This is a genomic window from Caproicibacterium sp. BJN0003, assembly GCF_026314295.1.
Lineage (GTDB): Bacteria > Bacillota > Clostridia > Oscillospirales > Acutalibacteraceae > Caproicibacterium.
Genome location: NZ_CP111108.1, coordinates 1,636,379 through 1,656,337 on the forward strand (window position 1 = coordinate 1,636,379; position 19,959 = coordinate 1,656,337).

A 19,959-nucleotide genomic window follows, 5' to 3' on the forward strand; every position below is an offset into this window, starting at 1 on the left:
TTTATTTTTCCCCCTTTGTATCTATAAGCAGTTTTTCAAAGACTCTCATAACCGTTTTTACATCGGCTTTATTTCGAATTCGTCGTCGCTTTGAAATAAGCATATAATCCCCCACACCGGTACTTTCCGTTTCAATTTCGTAGAAGTGGTAGCCTACAAAAAACAGGAGGATGTTCGGTAACGCCATAATTGCTGGAATAATAACTAAAACAAGCATAAGCGCGACCACTATAAGCGAAACGATATTGTAATCTGACATAACCATATATGCGAACGGTAACACATAGGCAATCACATAAGCTACTAACCATGAATCCTTTGAAATGATTTTTGACACATTAATGCTTTTAACCGAGCAGTTATTCTTCCCATAGTAAAAGCAAAAAGCAAACAAAACTGTCACAGCTACAGCTGCTGTGAGCAGAATGATCGGAATACGCCAAGTCTTAAATTCAAGATACCAAGCCAACGCCGTCATAACCGCGAGCGGGACAGCGTTGGCAAGATTATAAATTGCCCGTTGAAGTCCATTTGCCACTATTTTTTCTCCTGTCGTTTATTCCACGCCCAAAGCCTTAAACACTGCTTCCTGCGGTGTTGAGTAAAATATTAAACTGAATGCGCCGATAAGGTCTGACGGAACCGTTCCAAGTTCGGCGGCTGATGTTATTGGTATTAATACTTTCTTTGCTCCGGCATCGAGGCAGACTTGCAGGACGCTCGCCAGTTCTTCTACCTTGAGGATTGTGCCACTGATGCTGATTTCACCGAGGACTGCAAGGCTTGATAGAGTAGGTTTGCCAAGGGCGCAGGATGCAAGTGCTATCACTGTCGGCAGGGTCAGAAACTTCGTCATCCCGATGCCGTTAAGGTCTTGGTAGTTGATAATGTAATCCTTCGTGGTCGTGCTGAGTTGACCGCTTATCTGGTTGCCGCTTGCTTTCAGGTAGTTGAACGCGGTGTTTGTGGCTTCCTTTGCGTCACGGTCGGAGCCAAGCCCAGTGCGTTCGAACTTGCCGTTGCCGGGAAGCATCTGCGTTTCAAGGCGGTATACACCTATCATACCGCTCTTGCCCTGCGAGATTGTGTAGACATTGCCTGGATTAGTCATTCCTTCGGGGATTATCTTTCCGCCACCTTGCTCCGGAACGGAAACATAACGCTCCTCAAAAGTCTCGTTGTCGATGTAGGAGAAGTTCACATCGTAAAACTCCATGCCGCCAATTTTCTTAAGCTGCTCTTTAACACGGCGGCGCATTTCGAGGGCGAAAGTTAGGATTTCTTCAATTTCATCTTTGGTGAACTCGCCGTTTGGATAGAGCAATTTGGCAAAGCCGGACACTATTTTGCGGACGGCAATAACGTCACGTTGATTCAGGTTGCTGCCAAACCGGAAGTATTTGTCGCACACGTCGCCGAACGGCTCTTTCCGCATCTGTCGCATAAATTCAGCGAGGTAGTCGGTGATAAAACCGTAACCGTCGGTGAACGATTCTGGGCGGTACTTTGGAATTTCCCAACCAGGGATATAACAGTGCATACGGTCGAGAAATGCCGTATCATACGCCATCGCTTCAGGAAACGGATCAAAAAGGTGCGAGGTTTTCAGCAGCACGTCCACGCTCTGGTTGATGTTACCGACGAAAGCCATTGAAGCCGACGCCGCCTTTTCTTCCTTGCCTCTGGCAAACGAGCCGGAAGCCATATAGTCTTTCATTATTTGAACGCCGTCTTTGTCCTTGAAGGTGATGCCTGCTACCTCGTCGAAAGCCACACAATCCCAAAGCCCGACAAGCCCAACTTGCTTGCTCGACATATTGTAGAAGAGGTTGGCGACCGTGGTCTGCCCGCCCGACACGAGGATGCTATTCGGCGAGATTTCCTTGTATAGATGCGACTTGCCTGTACTGCGTGGTCCCAGTTCGCAGAGATTGAAGTTGTTTTCAATCAGTGGAAGCATCCTGGCGAGTTGCAGCCACTTCTCGCGATCTGTGAAGCGGTCGGCCTCCATGCCTGTGGAACGGAGCAGAACTGTTATCCACTCGTCCTTGGTAAAGGCGCGACGGCCTTGCTTTATTTCGTCCATATCGATGTGCGGCATCTGAATCGGGGTCAGCTTCATGATGCGGATTGGCGTGGACTTCTTGTCTTCCTCGATGTACTCATATTCAAGCCCGACAATACACCAGATACCACCGCATAGCAGGCGATCGTACTTAGATACATAGTCCGAAGATATGGGAATGTTGCGGATACCGAGGTTTGAAAAGTCGGCTTCATAGCGGTCAAGTTTAATGTTTAGGCTCACAGTTAGACGATCGATGACCGTGTAGCTACCGCGCTCACGTAAGCCGGACAGCACCTTCTGCGCTTCATCGGGTCGCACGAAGTTCTCGGAGAGGATTCGCTTGACGTTCTGAACACCGCTCTCAATGATGTTCGGGTCGTCGGAGGAGCAATACTGCCCAAGCAAAAACTCCAAGACGTAGACAGGCACATTCGCGCCTTCTTTGATAGCCTTGGTCAGGTCTTTGCGAACAATCTTTCCGTCGAAATGCTCACGCAGTTTTCGATAAATGACTTCATTTGCATCATCTGTTTCCGGTGTGTATTGGGTTGAATCTATATCCATCGCGGAATCCTCCTTGTGCTACAGGTCAAAGCCGAAATCATCGGCAAACGCTATGTCAATGCGGAACTCGACCTCTTCTGGCGCATCGGTATCATTGGCAATGACAAGGCGATATAATTTAATTTTGTTGTATTGCATTTGCTTCAGCGTAAACCTCACGCGGAACACACGGTCGGAGGCGTTTGCGCTCGTCCTGTCAGCGATAACCGTCTGGAAGTCGCTGATGGGAATACCCTCGTCGTTGGTAAAATGCAGGGTGTAATTACATGGCTGAATCTTGTCGCCCACAGGCTGCTTTTGCAGGAAGTCGAGCGAAAACATCAGGTTAGAAACCTTGTGGCTTTCGGAAATGAGCGACAGCCCCGGATTCTGCACCTCGACATACTTCTTATAGTCTGTCCGCATACCTTTATAGACGATGACAGGCACAACCATTTCCTGTAGACTGATGCCGCCGTGGACATAGTTCTCACCACCACCCTGAACCTTGATACGGACGGTATCCTGCGGTGCATAGCCTTTCATGGAAGTTCCGCCAATCGTCCTCTCCGTCTTGACGGGCAGTAGGTAGTCGGCGGCCGTATCTGTAGCAGCAAGTGCGTAACGTCTGCCCAGTTCGTACACTTCGCCATCAAAGGTCTGACGGCTGATTTTTTGGCTCTCATCGAGTGCTTTATAAGTGTACAGGAAGCCATGGTCGGCGGTTATGAAAATATTAGTGCCTAAGCGATTAAGAATTAACTTTACAATACCGCTTAATTCATTAATGGCCGTTTGACATGCTTCAAACACCTTCATTTCAGTGGCGGGCTTGTCGCCGAGCGCATCTATTGTGTTGTGATAGATGTACACGACTTGCTTCCCGACTACAAGCGCACTTTGCTCTGATGGCTTCATTTGAAGCAAGTCGTGGTAGGTTACGGCTACGCTGTCGGGGTTGGCGACGTTTAGTATCGCACCACGCTGGGCGGTGCTGGCGGTCGGATTACCGTCCACGAATACTTCAATTTTATCGTTTGTTGATACCTCTTTGCCGGGCAGGAGCGCTGCCATTCCAAATTTCGTGATGCTTGGGAACACGGCTTGCATGGATTCAAGAGTCGCCTTACCCTTGGTATTGTGGTTGAGGGCTTCGGAGAGCTCGGCAGCGACCTCATAGCGCAAGGCATCAGAAATTACCACAAACACACGGTTACTTTTGCTCATGTTCGGCGAAACATAACGGTTGTAGAATCTGCGCTGTTCATTTATCTCTGAAACATACCCGAGCGAATCCAAATCGCCCGCTATGGCTTTAGTCCAAGTCAAGGTGAGTTGCTTCAAGAACCACTCTCGGTACAAGCCCTCCACCACATCGGAACACTTCTTCAAAGCGTCCTCCAAGAGGGTGTTCGGGGATTTTAGTGTATTACCAAAACTGAAATGGAAGTGCCTGTAATGGCTGTCCATCTCGTAAGCGTCGGTCGCGTAGAGTTTCCAGACCTTCGCAGGCTCGACGATATGAAAGCCGTCGATGTGCGCCAAGTAGAACTCCTGCATCTTGGCGATATAATAAAGGCTTTCGAGGTAGTCTTCGGTCAGAGCATACCAAGCGGCGGTACGGCGGTTCTCAACCGCACCGATGATATCATCCACCTTTATGACGTTCTCACTAATCTCGTTAAAGAAGCGTTTCAGTATACTTTCATTGATAGCAAGGAAAACATCACTCTTTAAGAGGATGTTTATTTCCGTCTTGTCAAACCGGTCAGAAAGGCGTAAATCATGTTCAACATAGCGGCAAATCTCGATTAAGCCGTCGCTGCCGTCTCCCCGCTGCCACTCGTGAACAAGTTGATAGCAGTACGCCTTACATGGGTCGGAAATGAATCGTTCCAAGCCACGCAGAGCGGAGGCAGGCACTGTCTGCGACAGAGCGGTGATTAGTATGTGTGCGGCCAGCTCACCGAGCGGTCTATCCTCCGCATTCATATAGCCTGTGTACTTTTGTACAAGCTGCCAGAACGCTTCGATGTTGCCAAACTTGTCTATGTTAATCAGCGCATCGTTGCTTTCTTTCTCCAAGCCTGCCGATAGCACGGCGACGATAACGTCCTGTGCTGAGCCACCGTTTATGCCACACAGAACCGCCATAATGTCGATGTGAAGTTGCAGCGGGGTCTGGTATGTACGCCCGATACGGCGTAGCTTCTCCTTGCGGTCTATTTTATTGAAGAATTTGGCGTACAGTTTCATTGTCTTTCGCATAGCGGATGACGGCTCGACGAGCAGTTCCTCCATTTGCATCGACACAAGGTCGGCTCGGAACTCCTCGCTATAAAGCCTGATGTCCAGCAGCCAGTCGTCGTGCTGATCTTTCTCATAGGATAGCGGGTCGTAAATAAGGTAATCGCCCGTAAGATCGTCCGATGAGAGCAATTTCTTGACGGCGAAGTTGTTTGTGCCGGTAAGTTTGACAACGCTCACTCCGGACAAATCGAGTTCGTCAATCTCATCCGAAAATTCGCCGTCTTCGTCGTGCCAGAAGACGATGCGGCGTTTATGAAATTCCGGTAGCGGCGCGTAAAACCGCTCCGCGAGCCTAAGTTTTATCGTTTCTGACAGCATAGTGTCCTCCTATATCTTCGCCAGAACGTCGGTGAGAATTTCGTAGTTCTTCTTAACACCGTCGTCGAGGTCAATCTCAATGTTTTGGTCGGCGAGGTGGTGTACCTTCTCTTCAAAAGCGGTGATTTCTTTCAGCTGCTCAGTCAGCTTGTCCTGCTGTTTTAAGAGCCGCGCCCGTTCTGCGCCTGTTGCTGTGTTCAGAGCAGTAGTGATGTGCGCCAGCTGTGTACGGTAACGCTCCTGCTGCTCGTGGACGTAATCCGTACGAAGTTTGGCGAGCAGATCGCGTGAATAGCGGTGCAGGTACACAAGAGCCTTGAAGCCATTCTTTTTACCGCTGTCAAACAGCCAGTAAATCGGGCGCTTCTGATAAATCTTGCAATGGTCTTTGTAAAAGTCATTCAAGAAATAATTACGAATGACCTCACGCGGCGTACCCTTGCCGCCGAGTGCGTCGGCGATGAACTTCAAATTTTCCTCCAATGTTTCCGCACCGTAGACCACGCGCACGAAGTCCACAAACCGACCGCAGATGTCGTCGTCGAAATACTCGTCGTCGCAGATAGGGAGGATATTGTCCTTGTCGGGAATGAACGTCTTATATTTACCATTGTCCCAGCCGCCGCCCGCGTAGGCAAGACCTTCGATATCAAGTGAGTACCGTCCAAACATACAGCCAACAGCATAGCTGATGAAACTGCGAATATCCCGCCCCAGGTTGGCAGGTCGCACGGTCACGTCTTTGTCTTCAACCTCCGGCGTGAGTTCGTCTTGCAAGCCGTAGATGTCGATGAAGATGCGGTTGAGCTCTTCTTCGTTGGCTTTGAGCGTGTCAAAACGTTGCGCTGCCTCGCGCTCCCACTTGGCAAATGCTGCCGTAATGGTCCTCTCACCGCTAATCAACGGATGACGCTTGAAGTCCCACGAGGTTTCAAAGGAATCCCAGTCAGCACGAGCGAGAGAAACATTTTCTTGAACTGTCACAGATACTGCTTGAATGCTTCGCTCATCACCTATAAAAGGTATGTTCAGCAAATCAGTTACGACAAGGTTGACTGTTGGGTTTAGAACCGCCGTTAACACTCTAACAATCTTTGTGTTTAAAAGCCCAAGAATATACCACTTGTATTTCTCGCTGTTACAAAACATTGATGGACCGGCAGCGTTGAATATAAAGCCTGCTGGTATATAACGAAAGTTGGCAGACGAGGTTATCTGAGGCCAAGTAATACTTTCTCTGAAGTAGTAATCCATACTTGTGATAGTCCGAGTGACACTCTTGTAAAGGCTCTTTGCATAAGCCTTTATTTCAAAACCATCATTTTCCCAGTTGATGACATACCAGTTATCTCCGAACCATCTCTGCGTACCGCCTTTATTAAGTGGAATCCACTTCTTCCGAGATAGTTTGGCTTCATTTATTGAGCGAATGGAAGAATCAATGCTTGAAACTGAAACCTCCGTCCAGAATCTGAAAAATCTCTTGTCATCAGAAGATTTTAGCCCTTGCTTGGTGTCTACAATTTCACGTAATAGTTTTTCCTGAGCATATATTTCAACAATTCTGTTACTAACCCAATACGCTACTGGGTAGCCGGGTATTTTTTCAAAGTTCTCAATTTTAGCCAAGTAACGGTCATTGCCCGACAAAAAAGCTTTTTCTTTCGCGTCTTGGTTACCATAATCCACTAAACGCACATAAGTAGCATCATAGTTAGAGGTTTTACGCTTTGAAAGCACAAATGCAGTAGTCTGCACAACTTCGCCGCCGATTTCTTCAAACGCTCGTGGACCCAAATGAGCCATGTTTACAATGTCACGGTGTATCAGTTTGCCGCGCAGTCTATCGTAGCTTGAAAGAAACATCCACGCGTGTTGCGTAATCATTGTCTGATAACCCGATGGTTTCATCAATTCTCCACATCTTTCGATGAACACGGCGAATAGGTCGTACTTACTGTCGGGATAGTTCAATTTTACAAAGTCCGACAGTTTCGCACCCATACCCGAACCGCCCATATACGGCGGATTGGTGACAACCACATCATACTTCTGAGCCAAGAGCCGCTTAAAGTTCCAAGCGTGCAGCTGCAAGTCGTAGGCGGTGTCTTCAATACTTAACTGCCCGGATTTCTCGACGGGCTTCGGTTGGAGCGTTTCCACTTTCACAAGCGAGCCGTATTCTTCACCGTCGGGGAATCCGGCGGGGTAATAAACCTGCGGCTTTATGTCCTCAGTGAAAATGCGGCGGTTGTACTGACGAGCTTTCATCATTAACGAAAAATAGGCAAGCTGATACGCCCTACGGTCGATGTCTAGACCGTAAATATTTTTCTCAAGTATTAATTTTGCGGCATCGCGTGGATTGTAGCCCTCGCTCTCGTATATCTGCATCAGCACATCAAAAGCGTAAACTAATATGTGGCCGCTGCCCATGCAGGGGTCGATTAGAAGAATATCCTCAGGTGACTTCACAGGCGACTGCGAACGCATGACACGCAGACACTCCGCTACTTCCGGTGTTTGCGCGGCTTCGTCGAGATAATACTTCCAGTTCGCTTTCATTGCGTCGTTCGGATGCGATTCAAGCCACAGCCGTCCGAGAGAGTTCTCCACCATATACCGCACAATCCAGTCCGGTGTAAAAAGCTGTGTCGCGGCGGGGATTTTCTCCTTGGTAATTTTCAAGTTCTTTTTAAGGCCGTTAAACACAACTTGCTTTGGCTCGGTGTTGTAATACTGGTACATCCAGCCGATAATCTGCACAGCATCTCGGAAGTCTTCTTCGGGTATATCCGTCACAAGCCTCCCAAGAACACTGTCCGGTTTCAGAATGTTATTTGGCAATAGCATTTCGGTGTAGCTGCCGAGTTTCTCGAACATCTCCGGCAATGCCTCGTTTAATGCGTTGCACTGCGTCAGAAGGAGATAGCGGTAGAGTTCCTCCGTCTGGTTGGCGTTCAGCAGTTCGGACACTTTCGACTTGTCCAAACCTTCCAGTTCGAGGTGCAGGACGTCTTTGAGAATTTCGGGATTGAAACTGCCACTAGTGTCCGAAAACACACGGACATGAGTAGGCAGATAATCGTTGGCTTCCATATAGCGAAGGGCGACAAAGCGGTTGAACCAAGTGTACGCCACTTCCTCAACTGCTTGTTGATAGCCGTGTTTCTGTATCTCGTGGACAAAGGCTGTGCGCTGCCGCTTCTCGTCTGTGGATAGAACACGTCCAGCAATAACTGTGGCGTTCTCATCGCCGTAGCCCTTATCGTTAATGCCATATTGATAGGCACGTTGATCGATCTGCTCGATCAACTCATTCCGCGCCCAGACTGCATATTTTTGAATGGCGTTCTTGTTCATATTCACACCCTCGCTTAATTTATCTGAATTCCATCGTTTGCTTCCAATGTGTCGTACAGCTTCTTGCGTATACCTTCAAGATAGGCGTCCACGTCGTCTTTTGAAGTTAGCCGTTTAACAGGGAACACGTCGTAGCGGCGAACTTGTACGATTTTTTGCGGCTTCGGCTTTTCAGCCCCCGCTTCGTGGGGCGCTGGGTCTTCATGAAGCATGGACTCCACCCGTTTGCAAACTTGGTCTTTATAGTTCTGTAATTGCGTTATCATTGCGTCAAGCACGGTAAGGCTTGTGGCATCGGTGACTTTCTGCTTGTACTCGGTGAAGCGGTCGTCCGACTTCTTTACTTCGTCGTTTGCTTTGCTTCCAACACCTGCAAGTGTGTGGACATCACCCATACATAAGGTGATAATACCGCGAACTTCCTCTTTCTTTTGCTCTAAAAGAACGCCATAGGCAATCTTTATCCCCTGCATAAGATCGGAGAGATCTTTGATTCTTCCATAAGGCTTCGGCATACCGAGGATAGCAGAAATCTCATTAATTTTACCGTTGGTGTCAGAGTCGGTAACGAAGTAGTCCCGCTCGTTTTGCAGATCGCTTTGAAGTTTTCGTGCTGCGTCAAAGATAGTCCGTTGGGACTTAAAGAAGGCTTCGATTTCTTCCATATCTTCCGTGCTATCAAGCAGATCATCCTGCTTGGCAAGCAGACGTTTTAAGAGAGCTACGTTGTCGTTCTTCTGCGAGAGAATGTCACGCATCAAATCGCGGGCACTTATAACCACTTCCTTTTGCGGGTAGCGGTCACGGCTGTATTCTGCTGTGAGCAGGTTTTCATAACTTTGTAGTCTTGCGGTCAACGTGTCCTTGACAAAGGTCAGCAAACCGTCCTCGTCCTCGGCGATGCTCATCTGTCCGAGCCAGTCGCGTAGAAATTTGACTGTTTTCCGCATATCGTCCTCGGACGGAGCGATTCGACGGCTTACGCTTGCCTTGTCAATCTCGGACTTCACGCGCAAATAGCGGACGAGATTCTTGTCGTCCTTACCCACGACCGCTCCACCATAGCGGATTTCAATCTTTTGTGACACGATAAGCCGTGCCACAAGAGCGGCAATGTCAATCTCTCGCCAACCGTAAGGTATCGCCTGGTAGCGCCTCTGCACATCGCCCATAGACACGGGGACGTGGCTCATGTGGCGTTCCTCAAGCCACTGACTGACTTCGTTCAGAGCAAACTCATTGTTGCTGCCCATCCCAGCAAAACCGCTCTGCTGCGGTTCGCCGTTGAGAATAGTAAGAATGTCGGCATCACTCTCATAGAACGTGTTCACAAGGTTTAGTTTGGAGTAGACGCTCTCGATGAGTTGCTTCAAGGCTTCATCCAGCTTGCCCTTGGCTTCGCCGTATTTGATTTCTATCTTCTCGCCGCAGATGAAGAATGCACCGCCCACGATAGCCTTGTCAATCTGAGCCTTCGCACTCTCTTCCAGAGTGCGAGCTTGTGCCTGACGCTTGCGGATAATGTCCTGAATGCTCTCCGGCAATTGGGACACGTTCTTCTGCTTGATGTATTTGCGAATCTTAGCGGCGGTTTCGAGTTCCTCAAAATACTGAACTTCGCTCGACAGCAGTACAATAGCTTCGTTGTTGACCTGCGAATCCATAATCAGACGTGCTTCGGGTACGTTGTAATAGTCACTCGCCACAGTCACAAAACGTAAGCGAACCCCACCCGTAGCCGCGCCGACGATGGTTTCGTCGATGTACTGGTCGTAGGAGAAGTCATATTTGTTGTATTTGTATTTCTTTGACGGGTAAATCTCGCTGAAAATCGTCTGCCCGATGCTCTGGACGATAGTCCCGCTGTCCACGGAAGTATTGCGGATATCAATGGCAATATCCTGCTCCTCATCGGTCAGGAACGAGTAGTTGTCGCCGTTTCGTGCGACGTAGTTCTGGCGTTCCAAACGCTCAAGACTCTCAGCGATTTCACGGCGCAGGGTTATCTTGTCCGTGCGGATGTCGTCCACCATCAGGATAGCGATGTTGTCGATGTTCGCCTTAATATCGTCGATGTAGCGAACAAGATAGAGTAATTTCAGAACGCTCACGTCACGCTGTTCCAAACCGTCGTGCTTGTCGGCAGCGGTCTGGCAGCGGTCGATTACGCGGCGTATTGGGCTTTCAAGGAAGGTATGCACCGTGTCGTAAAACTGCGAGAAAGGCACAAGGGCATTCTCATCTTTGCCCTGTACCTTCTGTGCCGCCTCTTGGAAGCCGGAGAGCATCGAACGCTCACCGCCTGATAGGTGTTTACCGGAATTGCCGTGCTTACGGATTTCGGCTAGTACCTTCTGAATTATCACCGGTCCCGACATCCGATGGAGCTATGCAAACGTCTGGGAGGCCAAGAGTATAAACGGCGGTACGCCAAAGTTTTCTGTCAGCCTTATCGTTCCCAAGTCTGACACCAAGACCGTCGCCAAAATCAAGGGCGCTATTGAAGCAGCCTACCACGACGGCGAGTCCAAGCTGAAAGGCAACGGCAAGTCTGTGCCTCCGCTGGCAGCACTCATAATTCCTCTCAGGGACGGAGATTCTGAGCGTCCTGACGATCCCGCTTATGCCAATGCTTACTTCATCAACGCCAACTCTGCCACCGCTCCCGGTATTGTCGATGCTGACCGCAATCCTATTCTGACCCGTTCCGAGGTTTACTCCGGCGTGTACGGCAGGGCAAGCATCAGCTTCTATGCCTTTAATAGCAATGGAAACAAGGGTATCGCATGTGGCTTGAACAACTTGCAGAAGGTACGAGACGGCGAGCCTCTCGGTGGCAAAGTCAGTGCTGAGTCCGATTTCGCAACAGACGATGACGAGGACTTCCTTTCCTAATACATCTAGTCCCATGGGTGGTGGGCTTCGTGCCTACCACCCTATATGGGTTTCTGAAAGGACGGTTGCCTATGAAAACACTCAGTATAGATATTGAAACCTATAGCAGCGTCAATCTCGCAAAATCAGGTGTTTACCACTATGTCGAGTCACCGGACTTTGAGATTCTTCTGTTCGGTTATTCTGTAGATGGTGGTTCTGTTCAGGTCGTTGACCTTGCCTGCGGCGAGAAAATACCGCCAGAAGTGATAGACACGCTCATGGATGAAACGGTGACTAAATGGGCCTTTAACGCCAACTTCGAACGGGTCTGCCTGTCTCGCTTTCTTGGACTGCCAACCGGCGAGTATCTCGACCCTGTTTCATGGAAGTGCTCGATGGTATGGGCTGCGACAATGGGACTGCCGCTTTCACTGGAAGGCGTCGGATCGGTGCTTAAGCTGGATAAGCAGAAGCTCACCGAGGGCAAAGACCTCATTAAATACTTCTGCCAGCCTTGTGCTCCGACGAAATCCAACTGCCAGCGCTCCCGAAATTACCCGTACCACGCGCCGGACAAGTGGTCGGCGTTCAAAAAATATAACGCCCGCGATGTTGAAACGGAGATGTCTATTCAAGAAAAGCTTGCCATGTTTGCGGTGTCGGATAGCGTCTGGGATGAATATCGCCTTGACCAAGAGATAAACGACCGAGGTGTGGCTCTTGATATGACACTGGTGCAGGGGGCCGTTGCTATGGACGGTCGCTCCCGTTCTGATCTCACCACTGCCATGAAATCGCTGACCGAGCTAGATAACCCAAATTCGGTTCAGCAAATGAAGCAGTGGCTTGCTGACAACGGCATGGAAACCGATACGCTCGGTAAAAAAGCTGTTGTCGAGTTACTCAAAACTGCACCTCCGGATCTTGCTAATGTTCTATCCCTACGGCAGCAACTTGCCAAGTCATCGGTACGAAAGTATCAGGCAATGCAAAACGCAGTCTGCTCCGATAGTCGCGCCCGTGGGATGTTTCAGTTTTATGGAGCCAATCGCACAGGACGCTGGGCAGGCAGGCTTATACAGATGCAAAACCTGCCACAGAACCATTTGGAGGATTTAGCTGAAGCTCGCGCCCTTGTTCGCTGCGGCGACTTTGATGCGTTGGAAATGCTCTACGAAGATGTGCCGGACACGCTGTCGCAGCTCATTCGCACAGCATTTGTTCCAAGAACCGATGCGAAGTTCATCGTTTCCGACTTCAGCGCCATCGAAGCCCGAGTGATCGCATGGCTCGCCGGTGAACAGTGGCGGCAGGACGTGTTTGCCAAAGGCGGCGACATCTACTGCGCCTCAGCCAGTCAGATGTTCAAGGTGCCGGTTGAGAAGCATGGTGTCAATGGCCATCTGCGCCAGAAAGGCAAAATCGCCGAACTTGCCCTCGGTTATGGTGGCTCAGTTGGTGCGCTCAAGGCAATGGGTGCTCTTGAAATGGGGCTTGCTGAAGATGAGCTCCCTCCGCTCGTTGATGCATGGCGGCAGTCCAATCCGCGCATCGTGAAATTCTGGTGGGACGTTGACCGCGCCGCGATGGAGGCAGTTCGTCACAAGCATACCAATGAAACCCACGGCATCGTTTTTACCTGCCGGAGCGGGATGCTGTTCATCACACTTCCGTCTGGTAGGCAGCTTGCCTATGTAAAGCCGCACATCGGCGAGAACAAGTTCGGCGGCAGTTGCATTACTTACGAAGGCATCGGCGGAACAAAAAAATGGGAGCGGCTGGATTCTTATGGGCCGAAGTTCGTGGAAAACATCGTTCAGGCTACAGCTCGTGACATTCTCTGCTACGCCATGCAGACGCTCCGGTGCTGCTCGATTGTCATGCATATCCACGACGAAGTAGTAATCGAAGCCGATACGCACATGTCGCTGGATGCTGTCTGCCAGCAGATGGGTCGGACGCCGCCATGGGCAAAAGGACTGCTACTCCGTGCCGATGGATACGAGACAGCTTTTTACAAAAAAGATTAAAAGGGTTCGTCCAAAGTGGGCTTTTTGTTCCAGTGAGATTTAGAGGTGGGCAAAAAGTCCGCCGTGAAAGGAGTGTTCCTAATGAGTATAGACAAGTACAACAGTGAGGGCTATTACGACCCAACTGCCTATGAAGCAATGTCCATTATTGAAAAAGAGGAACGGACGCTTCGAGCATTCCGGCCTATCATATATATTTGCTCTCCATTTTCAGGAGACGTGGAAGGTAACGTGAAGGCCGCGCAGGGCTACAGCCGATATGCCGTGGACAATGGCTACATTCCCGTCGCACCGCACCTGCTGTTCCCACAGTTTCTAAACGATGATAATCCCGCCGAGCGCCAGCTTGGGTTGTTCTTCGGAAACGCCCTGATGAGCAAATGCTCAGAGGTATGGGTGTTCGGCAGCATTATCTCGGCCGGTATGGAGGCTGAAATCAAAAGGGCCAAGTGGAAGAACTACCGTTTGCGCTACTTTACCGAAAACTGCGAGGAGGTGCAGGTTTGATGTTCACCATTTATCATTCTGATTTTATCGGCAACCCCGGCAATTGCTCCTACCCTCACAAGTTGGAAATTACCGATTCAGCATCGCTGGCCGCTGCGGTCGGTCGAGACTATGTGTGCGCAGAGTACAAAAACAACTATCGAAACGGTGATAACTTCATAGGCAGCAACTGCCTGCCGGTGGACTGTGATAACGACCACTCGGAAAACCCTGAAGATTGGATGCTGCCAGACGATGTTATGGAGGCATTCCCCGGCGTGACCTTTGCCGTTCACTACAGCCGGTCCAATATGCGTGAAAAGAACGGTAAACCCGCTCGGCCGAAGTTTCACGTTCTGTTTCCCATAGACCACATTACAGACGCAGCCTGCTACAGTGATATGAAGAAACTGGTTAATGCCATCTTTCCATATTTCGACACCAAGGCGCTGGATGCCGCTCGTTTTTTCTTCGGTACCAATTCGCCGGAGGTAGAGATTTACGAAGGCGGCATGAACTTAAGCGAGTTTTTGGAAAGCGATGATTTCGATGTGGATATGACCAGTGGTCATCATGCCAATCAGGTCATCCCGGAAGGAAGTCGTAACGCTACCATGTCCCGCTTCGCCGGTCGAGTCATTAAAAAGTATGGTGATGGTGATGCCGCTTATCAGTGCTTTTTGGAAGAAGCCGCAAAATGCTCTCCGCCACTTGGGGAGCAGGAGCTATTTACCATCTGGCACAGCGCCCAGCGCTTCTTTGCAAAGGTTCAACAGCAGGACGGATATGTGCCACCGGAGGTGTATAACGACCCGGCGTCATATAAACCCGGAGATTACTCCGATGTAGGACAGGCGGAAGTACTGGCAAAATACTTCTCTTGTGAGCTGCGGTACTCTCCGGCTACGCACTTCATCCGCTATAACGAGCACTATTGGCAGGAAAGTGAGCCCGGCGCACAGGCCGTCGCACATGAGCTTACCCGTCGCCAGCTCACGGAAGCCACAAAAGACCTACAATCGGCGATAAAACTGCTTACGGAAAACGGCGGTCAGGAAATCGTCGAAAATACCTCCAAAGCAAAGGCTGAATCTCTTATGAACGACGCACAGCTTGAAGCATATCGGGATTTTCTTGCAGCCAAAGCATATCAGTCCTTCGCCATTCGTCGCCGGGATTCCAAGGATATCACCGCGACGCTTAAAGAGTCGCACCCAATGCTGGAAATATCACCGCGTGACCTCGATGCCGACTGCTTCCTGTTGTGTACGCCCGCCGCTACTTATGACCTGCGCAAAGGCATGGCCGGAGCCAGAGAACATTCGCCGGAGGATTTTATCACCAAAATGACCTCGGTCTCACCCAGCGATAAAGGCAAACAACTCTGGCTGGACAGCCTGAATCTCATCTTCTGTGGTAATCAGGAGCTAATTGACTATGTGCAGATGATTTGCGGTCTCGCTGCTATCGGTAAGGTTTATGTGGAAGCTCTGATTATTGCCTATGGCGGCGGGCGCAACGGCAAGTCCACGTTCTGGAATGCAGTCTCCCGTGTACTCGGCCTTTACAGCGGCAATATCTCCGCCGATACGCTGACGGTCGGATGCCGCCGCAATATTAAGCCAGAAATGGCCGAGGTCAAGGGCAAGCGACTGCTCATTGCGGCTGAAATGCAGGAAGGCGCAAGGCTTAATGATTCTACTGTCAAGCAGCTTTGCTCCACAGATGATGTTTTTGCCGAGAAAAAGTACAAGGACCCATTCAGCTTCACGCCATGTCACACGCTGGTCCTCTATACCAACCACCTGCCGAAGGTCAGCGCCTCTGATGACGGTATCTGGCGCAGGCTGATTGTCATTCCATTTGATGCCAAGATTGAAGGCAGCAGCGATATCAAGAACTACGGCGAGTACCTATATCAGAACGCCGGTGAAAGCATTCTCGCGTGGATTATTGATGGTGCCAAAAAAGTTATTGCGCTGGATTATAAGATTCCGGTACCGGAATGTGTGCAGAAAGCCATTGCGGAGTACCGGGCGCAAAACGACTGGTTTGGCCATTTCCTTGAGGACAAATGTGAGCTTGGTGCGAGCTTCCGGGAAAGTTCCAGTACGCTTTATCAGACGTATCGGAATTACTGCATTGACACCAATGAGTATATTCGCAGTACCACTGATTTCTATTCTGCACTGGAGGCTGCTGGGTATGGCCGTATCAAGGTCAAAAACAAGCGGTTCTTTACAGGACTGCGATTAAAAACCGACGACGGAGATTTTGAGGATTTCCTGAACTGATGGACTATGGGGTAACCTCGATAAAGGTCATATACAAAAAGTCTCTTAAGGCCTTAAAAAATAAGTCTAAGAAAATTTTTAGAAATGACATGCGCCGAGGTTACCCCTCCTCAAAATTCCTGATGGAGCGTGAGAATATGCGAGAAAAAGCAATTGAGAAAAAACTGGTTCAGGAAGTTAAAGCGATTGGCGGTATTGCACCGAAGTTTACAAGCCCTGGCTTTGACGGTATGCCCGACCGCATTGTGCTTCTGCCGGGTGGCCACATGGCTTTTGTGGAAGCAAAGGCTCCCGGTGAAAAGCCGAGACCGCTGCAACTGGCAAGACACAGATTACTACGAGGGCTTGGTTTCAGAGTTTATGTTTTGGATGACGAGCGGCAGATTGGAGGAATTCTTGATGAAATACGAACCACATAACTACCAGAAATACGCCATCGACTACATCGAGGAACACCCCATCGCCGCCGTTCTGTTGGATATGGGCCTTGGCAAGACGAGTATCACCCTGACGGCGCTGAACGACCTGCTGTTTGACAGCTTCGAGGCGCATCGCATTTTAGTAATCGCACCACTGCGAGTGGCACGGGACACATGGCCAACTGAAGCAGATAAGTGGGACCACCTGCAGAACCTCATCTGCTCCGTGGTAGTCGGCACCGAAGCAGAGCGCCGTGCGGCACTGATAAAGCCCGCCGACATTTACATCATTAACAGAGAAAACGTCCAATGGCTCATTGAGGACAGCAAGCTACCATTCAGTTATGACACCATTGTGGTTGATGAGCTGTCTTCCTTTAAAAACTACCAAGCAAAGCGATTCCGAGCGCTGATGAAGGTGCGCCCCACGGTAAAACGCATCATCGGATTAACCGGAACGCCAAGCAGCAATGGCCTCATGGATTTGTGGGCTGAATTCCGGCTGCTGGATATGGGTGCTCGCCTCGGACGGTTTATCAGCCACTACCGGCTTGACTATTTCATGCCCGACAAGCGCAATGGGCAGGTCATCTTCAGCTACAAACCGTTGCCCGGAGCCGAGCAACGGATCTATGACAAAATCTCTGACATCACCATTTCCATGAAGTCAACCGATCTTCTGAGAATGCCGGAGCTGATCAGCAGCGAATACACCGTCCACCTCTCCGAAGAGGAGCGCCAACGTTATGATGATCTGAAAAACGATCTCGTGCTGCAGCTCCCGGACGGCGATATCACCGCCGCCAACGCCGCCGCTCTCACCGGCAAACTGTGCCAGATGGCCAACGGTGCGATATATACCGACGACGGCGGCACCCTCACCATCCATGAACAAAAGCTGGATGCACTGGAGGATATCATCGAAGCTGCTGGTGGCAAGCCTCTTCTTGTGGCCTATTGGTTTAAGCATGACCTTGCCCGGATCACCGAGCGGCTACAATATCTCCATATACCGTTCTCCAAGCTGGACAGCGCCGAGAGCATACGCCGCTGGAACGCCGGTGAGCTACCAGTGGCGCTGGTACATCCCGCTTCTGCCGGACACGGGCTGAACCTTCAAAGCGGCGGCTCCTGCATCGTCTGGTTTGGGCTGACCTGGTCACTGGAATTATATCAACAGACCAACGCCCGTCTGTGGAGGCAGGGCCAGAGCGCCGAAACGGTTGTGGTGCAGCACATCGTCGCCAAGGGCACTATTGACGAGCGAATTCTGAAGGTGTTATCCAAGAAGGACAGCACTCAAGCCGCCCTGATCGATGCCGTTAAGGCCGAAGTCTCAGTAAACTGAGACAGCAAATCTGAGACAATCAACGACAATCCGTGCCAATCCGAGAGAAATAAAAATCGGAGGTACAGATTATGAACAACCCCTATGAGAACCTTGCAAACGCCATTGTGCTGCAGGCCGTGAAGGATTACCGACTTCACGACGACGAGCGTGAGCTTGCCAGCATTGAGCGTTTCTTCCGTTCCGGCTGGTTCAGCGTGTTGACCGGCCTTGACCCGGAGCTGCTGATCTCCAAGCTGAGAAAGGAGAAGGTGTGCTATGACTACTAAAACCTACCTTTCTCAAGCCCGCTACCTTGATATGCGTATCAAGTCAAAGCTCCAGCAAATTGATTCACTGAACGAGCTGGCAACAACCTGTACGTCAGTGCTGACCGGTATGCCCCGCAATCCCAACGGTTCAACCTCCCGCATGGCAGACGCCATTTGTAAAATTGTTGACCTGCAGAATGAAATCAACCGTGACATCGATAAGCTGGTTGACCTAAAGAAAGAAATCATGGGCGTCATCAAAGCGGTATCCAACCCGGAACACCAGACCCTTTTGGAGAAGCGTTATCTCTGTTTCCTATCTTGGGAGAAAATTGCTGTGGACATGGGTTATGACCTGCGGTACACACATAAGCTCCACAACTGGGCACTGGAGGAATGTAGCATTCCCACTTCGCCGGAAGTGGACACGAAAAGACACTGAAAGACACCTGCCACTTATGATAGTATTATAATCAGGAAAGCAGAATGAAGATGAGCCTTGTGGGAGTAATCCCGCAGGGCTTTCTTTATGTCCCGAAGGAGGTGAACCGAATGCCATACAAACCGAAACGTCCCTGTGCCTACCCCGGCTGCGGTCGGCTTGCTGTACGCGAGCAATACTGTGCCGAGCATCAGAAGGTCATGGACAAACGCTACAACCAGTACGAGCGCGATCCTGCTTCCAACAAACGATACGGTCGTTCGTGGAAACGTATCCGCGACCGCTACATCAAAGCGCACCCGCTCTGTGAGGAATGCCAGAAGCAAGGAAAACTGACACCCGCCGAGGAAGTTCACCACATTCTTCCGCTCTCAAAAGGCGGCGGCAGTAACGAGGGGAACCTCATGGCTCTTTGCAAAGCCTGTCATTCCCGTATTACCGCAGAGAGCGGCGACCGATGGGGAAAGGGATATTGAAAGAGGCATCGTTTACATTTTGGTACGATGCCTCAAATCAATTTGTTTTTCACGGTCACACCCGGTGGGGGGATCAAAATCTCTAAAACTTTTTTAATCGGACAGCGGCGTGGGGCTTCGTGTTGAAAAACGCGGTTTCAAACGGTGGAATAGCCCCAGCGCGAAAGGAGTGTGATGAATATGGCGAAAGACGGAACAAACAGAGGCGGCGCTCGTGTCGGCGCGGGCGCGAAAAAGAAGCCTCTCGCCGATAAAATATCAGCCGGCAATCCCGGCGGAAGAAAATTGATTGTGATGGAGTTTTCTGACACTGCCGACCTGCAAGTTCAAGCGATGCCGGAACCGAATAAAATGCTCGAAGCCGTGCAAAAGGACGGCAAGACGCTTGTGGCAGCAGATATTTACAAAAACACATGGCAATGGCTGAATGAACGCGGCTGTGCGGCGCTCGTTTCACCACAGCTTTTGGAACGCTACGCCATGAGTGTGGCTCGGTGGATTCAATGCGAGGAAGCGGTTACCGAATATGGCTTTCTGGCCAAACACCCCACAACGGGTAACGCCATTCAAAGTCCTTATGTTGCGATGGGCCAGAACTACATGAACCAAACAAACCGTCTGTGGATGGAGATTTTCCAGATCGTCAAAGAAAACTGCACCGGCGAGTATGGCGGAGCTAATCCGCAGGACGATGTGATGGAGCGGCTGCTTACCGCTCGGAAAGGCGGTTGATA

At 50.2% G+C, this 19,959-nt stretch carries 15 protein-coding genes; 10 read left to right on the forward strand and 5 right to left on the reverse strand.

Annotated elements, in window-relative coordinates; translation table 11 throughout:
- Position 1 precedes the first annotated feature (1 nt).
- The 5 genes from OP489_RS08040 to brxC are packed head-to-tail and all read right to left on the reverse strand — an operon-like array spanning position 2 to position 10,968.
- Entirely contained in the window at positions 2 to 538 is a 537-nt protein-coding gene (locus OP489_RS08040; RefSeq protein WP_266161448.1) for a hypothetical protein, read from the reverse strand.
- 18 nt (positions 539 to 556) lie between these two features.
- Positions 557 to 2,632, reverse strand: coding sequence for a protease Lon-related BREX system protein BrxL (gene brxL / locus OP489_RS08045; RefSeq protein WP_266161449.1), 2,076 nt, complete (start codon positions 2,630 to 2,632; stop codon positions 557 to 559).
- A gap of 18 nt (positions 2,633 to 2,650) precedes the next feature.
- Complete coding sequence (gene pglZ / locus OP489_RS08050; protein ID WP_266161450.1) at positions 2,651 to 5,239, reverse strand: BREX-1 system phosphatase PglZ type A; 2,589 nt, start codon at positions 5,237 to 5,239, stop codon at positions 2,651 to 2,653.
- A 9-nt stretch (positions 5,240 to 5,248) separates the two neighbouring features.
- Positions 5,249 to 8,602, reverse strand: a complete 3,354-nt coding sequence (pglX, locus tag OP489_RS08055; RefSeq protein WP_266161451.1) for a BREX-1 system adenine-specific DNA-methyltransferase PglX — start codon at positions 8,600 to 8,602, stop codon at positions 5,249 to 5,251.
- 14 nt (positions 8,603 to 8,616) lie between these two features.
- Positions 8,617 to 10,968 (reverse strand): BREX system P-loop protein BrxC, encoded by a 2,352-nt coding sequence (gene brxC, locus OP489_RS08060; protein ID WP_266161452.1) that lies wholly within the window; start codon positions 10,966 to 10,968, stop codon positions 8,617 to 8,619.
- Here brxC and OP489_RS08065 point away from each other — a divergent pair.
- From OP489_RS08065 to OP489_RS08110, 10 genes are all read left to right on the forward strand, one after another.
- Complete coding sequence (locus OP489_RS08065; RefSeq protein WP_266163505.1) at positions 10,961 to 11,497, forward strand: DUF2815 family protein; 537 nt, start codon at positions 10,961 to 10,963, stop codon at positions 11,495 to 11,497. The two genes, brxC and OP489_RS08065, sit on opposite strands and share 8 nt — an antisense overlap.
- 71 nt (positions 11,498 to 11,568) lie before the next feature.
- A complete protein-coding gene (locus OP489_RS08070; RefSeq protein WP_266161453.1) occupies positions 11,569 to 13,509 on the forward strand; it encodes a DNA polymerase in 1,941 nt (646 codons plus the stop codon).
- Positions 13,510 to 13,590: 81 nt separating this feature from the next.
- On the forward strand, positions 13,591 to 14,016 hold the full coding sequence (locus OP489_RS08075) for a DUF4406 domain-containing protein (protein ID WP_266161455.1): 426 nt from the start codon (positions 13,591 to 13,593) through the stop codon (positions 14,014 to 14,016).
- Positions 14,016 to 16,289 carry a phage/plasmid primase, P4 family gene (locus OP489_RS08080; RefSeq protein WP_266163506.1) on the forward strand — a complete coding sequence of 758 codons (2,274 nt, stop codon included), beginning with the start codon at positions 14,016 to 14,018 and terminating at the stop codon, positions 16,287 to 16,289. Before OP489_RS08075 ends, OP489_RS08080 begins: the two co-directional genes overlap by 1 nt.
- Before the next feature lie 137 nt (positions 16,290 to 16,426).
- The gene (locus OP489_RS08085; protein ID WP_266161456.1) at positions 16,427 to 16,708 is read left to right on the forward strand and encodes a VRR-NUC domain-containing protein; all 282 of its coding nucleotides are present in this window, start codon (positions 16,427 to 16,429) and stop codon (positions 16,706 to 16,708) included.
- Positions 16,689 to 18,056, forward strand: coding sequence for a DEAD/DEAH box helicase (locus tag OP489_RS08090; protein WP_266161457.1), 1,368 nt, complete (start codon positions 16,689 to 16,691; stop codon positions 18,054 to 18,056). Before OP489_RS08085 ends, OP489_RS08090 begins: the two co-directional genes overlap by 20 nt.
- A 71-nt stretch (positions 18,057 to 18,127) precedes the next feature.
- Positions 18,128 to 18,325 (forward strand): hypothetical protein, encoded by a 198-nt coding sequence (locus tag OP489_RS08095; RefSeq protein ID WP_266161459.1) that lies wholly within the window; start codon positions 18,128 to 18,130, stop codon positions 18,323 to 18,325.
- On the forward strand, positions 18,315 to 18,749 hold the full coding sequence (locus OP489_RS08100) for a hypothetical protein (RefSeq protein ID WP_266161460.1): 435 nt from the start codon (positions 18,315 to 18,317) through the stop codon (positions 18,747 to 18,749). Before OP489_RS08095 ends, OP489_RS08100 begins: the two co-directional genes overlap by 11 nt.
- A gap of 110 nt (positions 18,750 to 18,859) precedes the next feature.
- Positions 18,860 to 19,225 carry an HNH endonuclease gene (locus OP489_RS08105; RefSeq protein ID WP_266161461.1) on the forward strand — a complete coding sequence of 122 codons (366 nt, stop codon included), beginning with the start codon at positions 18,860 to 18,862 and terminating at the stop codon, positions 19,223 to 19,225.
- A 180-nt stretch (positions 19,226 to 19,405) separates the two neighbouring features.
- Positions 19,406 to 19,957: a P27 family phage terminase small subunit gene (locus tag OP489_RS08110; RefSeq protein ID WP_266161462.1), complete on the forward strand. Its 552-nt coding sequence runs from the start codon at positions 19,406 to 19,408 to the stop codon at positions 19,955 to 19,957.
- Positions 19,958 to 19,959: the final 2 nt, after the last annotated feature.

What these genes read in the sequence shown, in the direction of transcription:
- brxL (WP_266161449.1), bottom strand. Translation starts at nt 2,632, where the DNA reads ATGGATATAGATTCAACCCAATACACACCGGAAACAGATGATGCAAAT.
- pglZ (WP_266161450.1), bottom strand. Translation starts at nt 5,239, where the DNA reads ATGCTGTCAGAAACGATAAAACTTAGGCTCGCGGAGCGGTTTTACGCG.
- pglX (WP_266161451.1), bottom strand. Translation starts at nt 8,602, where the DNA reads ATGAACAAGAACGCCATTCAAAAATATGCAGTCTGGGCGCGGAATGAG.
- OP489_RS08070 (WP_266161453.1), top strand. Translation starts at nt 11,569, where the DNA reads ATGAAAACACTCAGTATAGATATTGAAACCTATAGCAGCGTCAATCTC.
- OP489_RS08075 (WP_266161455.1), top strand. Translation starts at nt 13,591, where the DNA reads ATGAGTATAGACAAGTACAACAGTGAGGGCTATTACGACCCAACTGCC.
- OP489_RS08080 (WP_266163506.1), top strand. Translation starts at nt 14,016, where the DNA reads ATGTTCACCATTTATCATTCTGATTTTATCGGCAACCCCGGCAATTGC.
- OP489_RS08085 (WP_266161456.1), top strand. Translation starts at nt 16,427, where the DNA reads ATGCGAGAAAAAGCAATTGAGAAAAAACTGGTTCAGGAAGTTAAAGCG.
- OP489_RS08090 (WP_266161457.1), top strand. Translation starts at nt 16,689, where the DNA reads ATGAAATACGAACCACATAACTACCAGAAATACGCCATCGACTACATC.
- OP489_RS08095 (WP_266161459.1), top strand. Translation starts at nt 18,128, where the DNA reads ATGAACAACCCCTATGAGAACCTTGCAAACGCCATTGTGCTGCAGGCC.
- OP489_RS08100 (WP_266161460.1), top strand. Translation starts at nt 18,315, where the DNA reads ATGACTACTAAAACCTACCTTTCTCAAGCCCGCTACCTTGATATGCGT.
- OP489_RS08105 (WP_266161461.1), top strand. Translation starts at nt 18,860, where the DNA reads ATGCCATACAAACCGAAACGTCCCTGTGCCTACCCCGGCTGCGGTCGG.
- OP489_RS08110 (WP_266161462.1), top strand. Translation starts at nt 19,406, where the DNA reads ATGGCGAAAGACGGAACAAACAGAGGCGGCGCTCGTGTCGGCGCGGGC.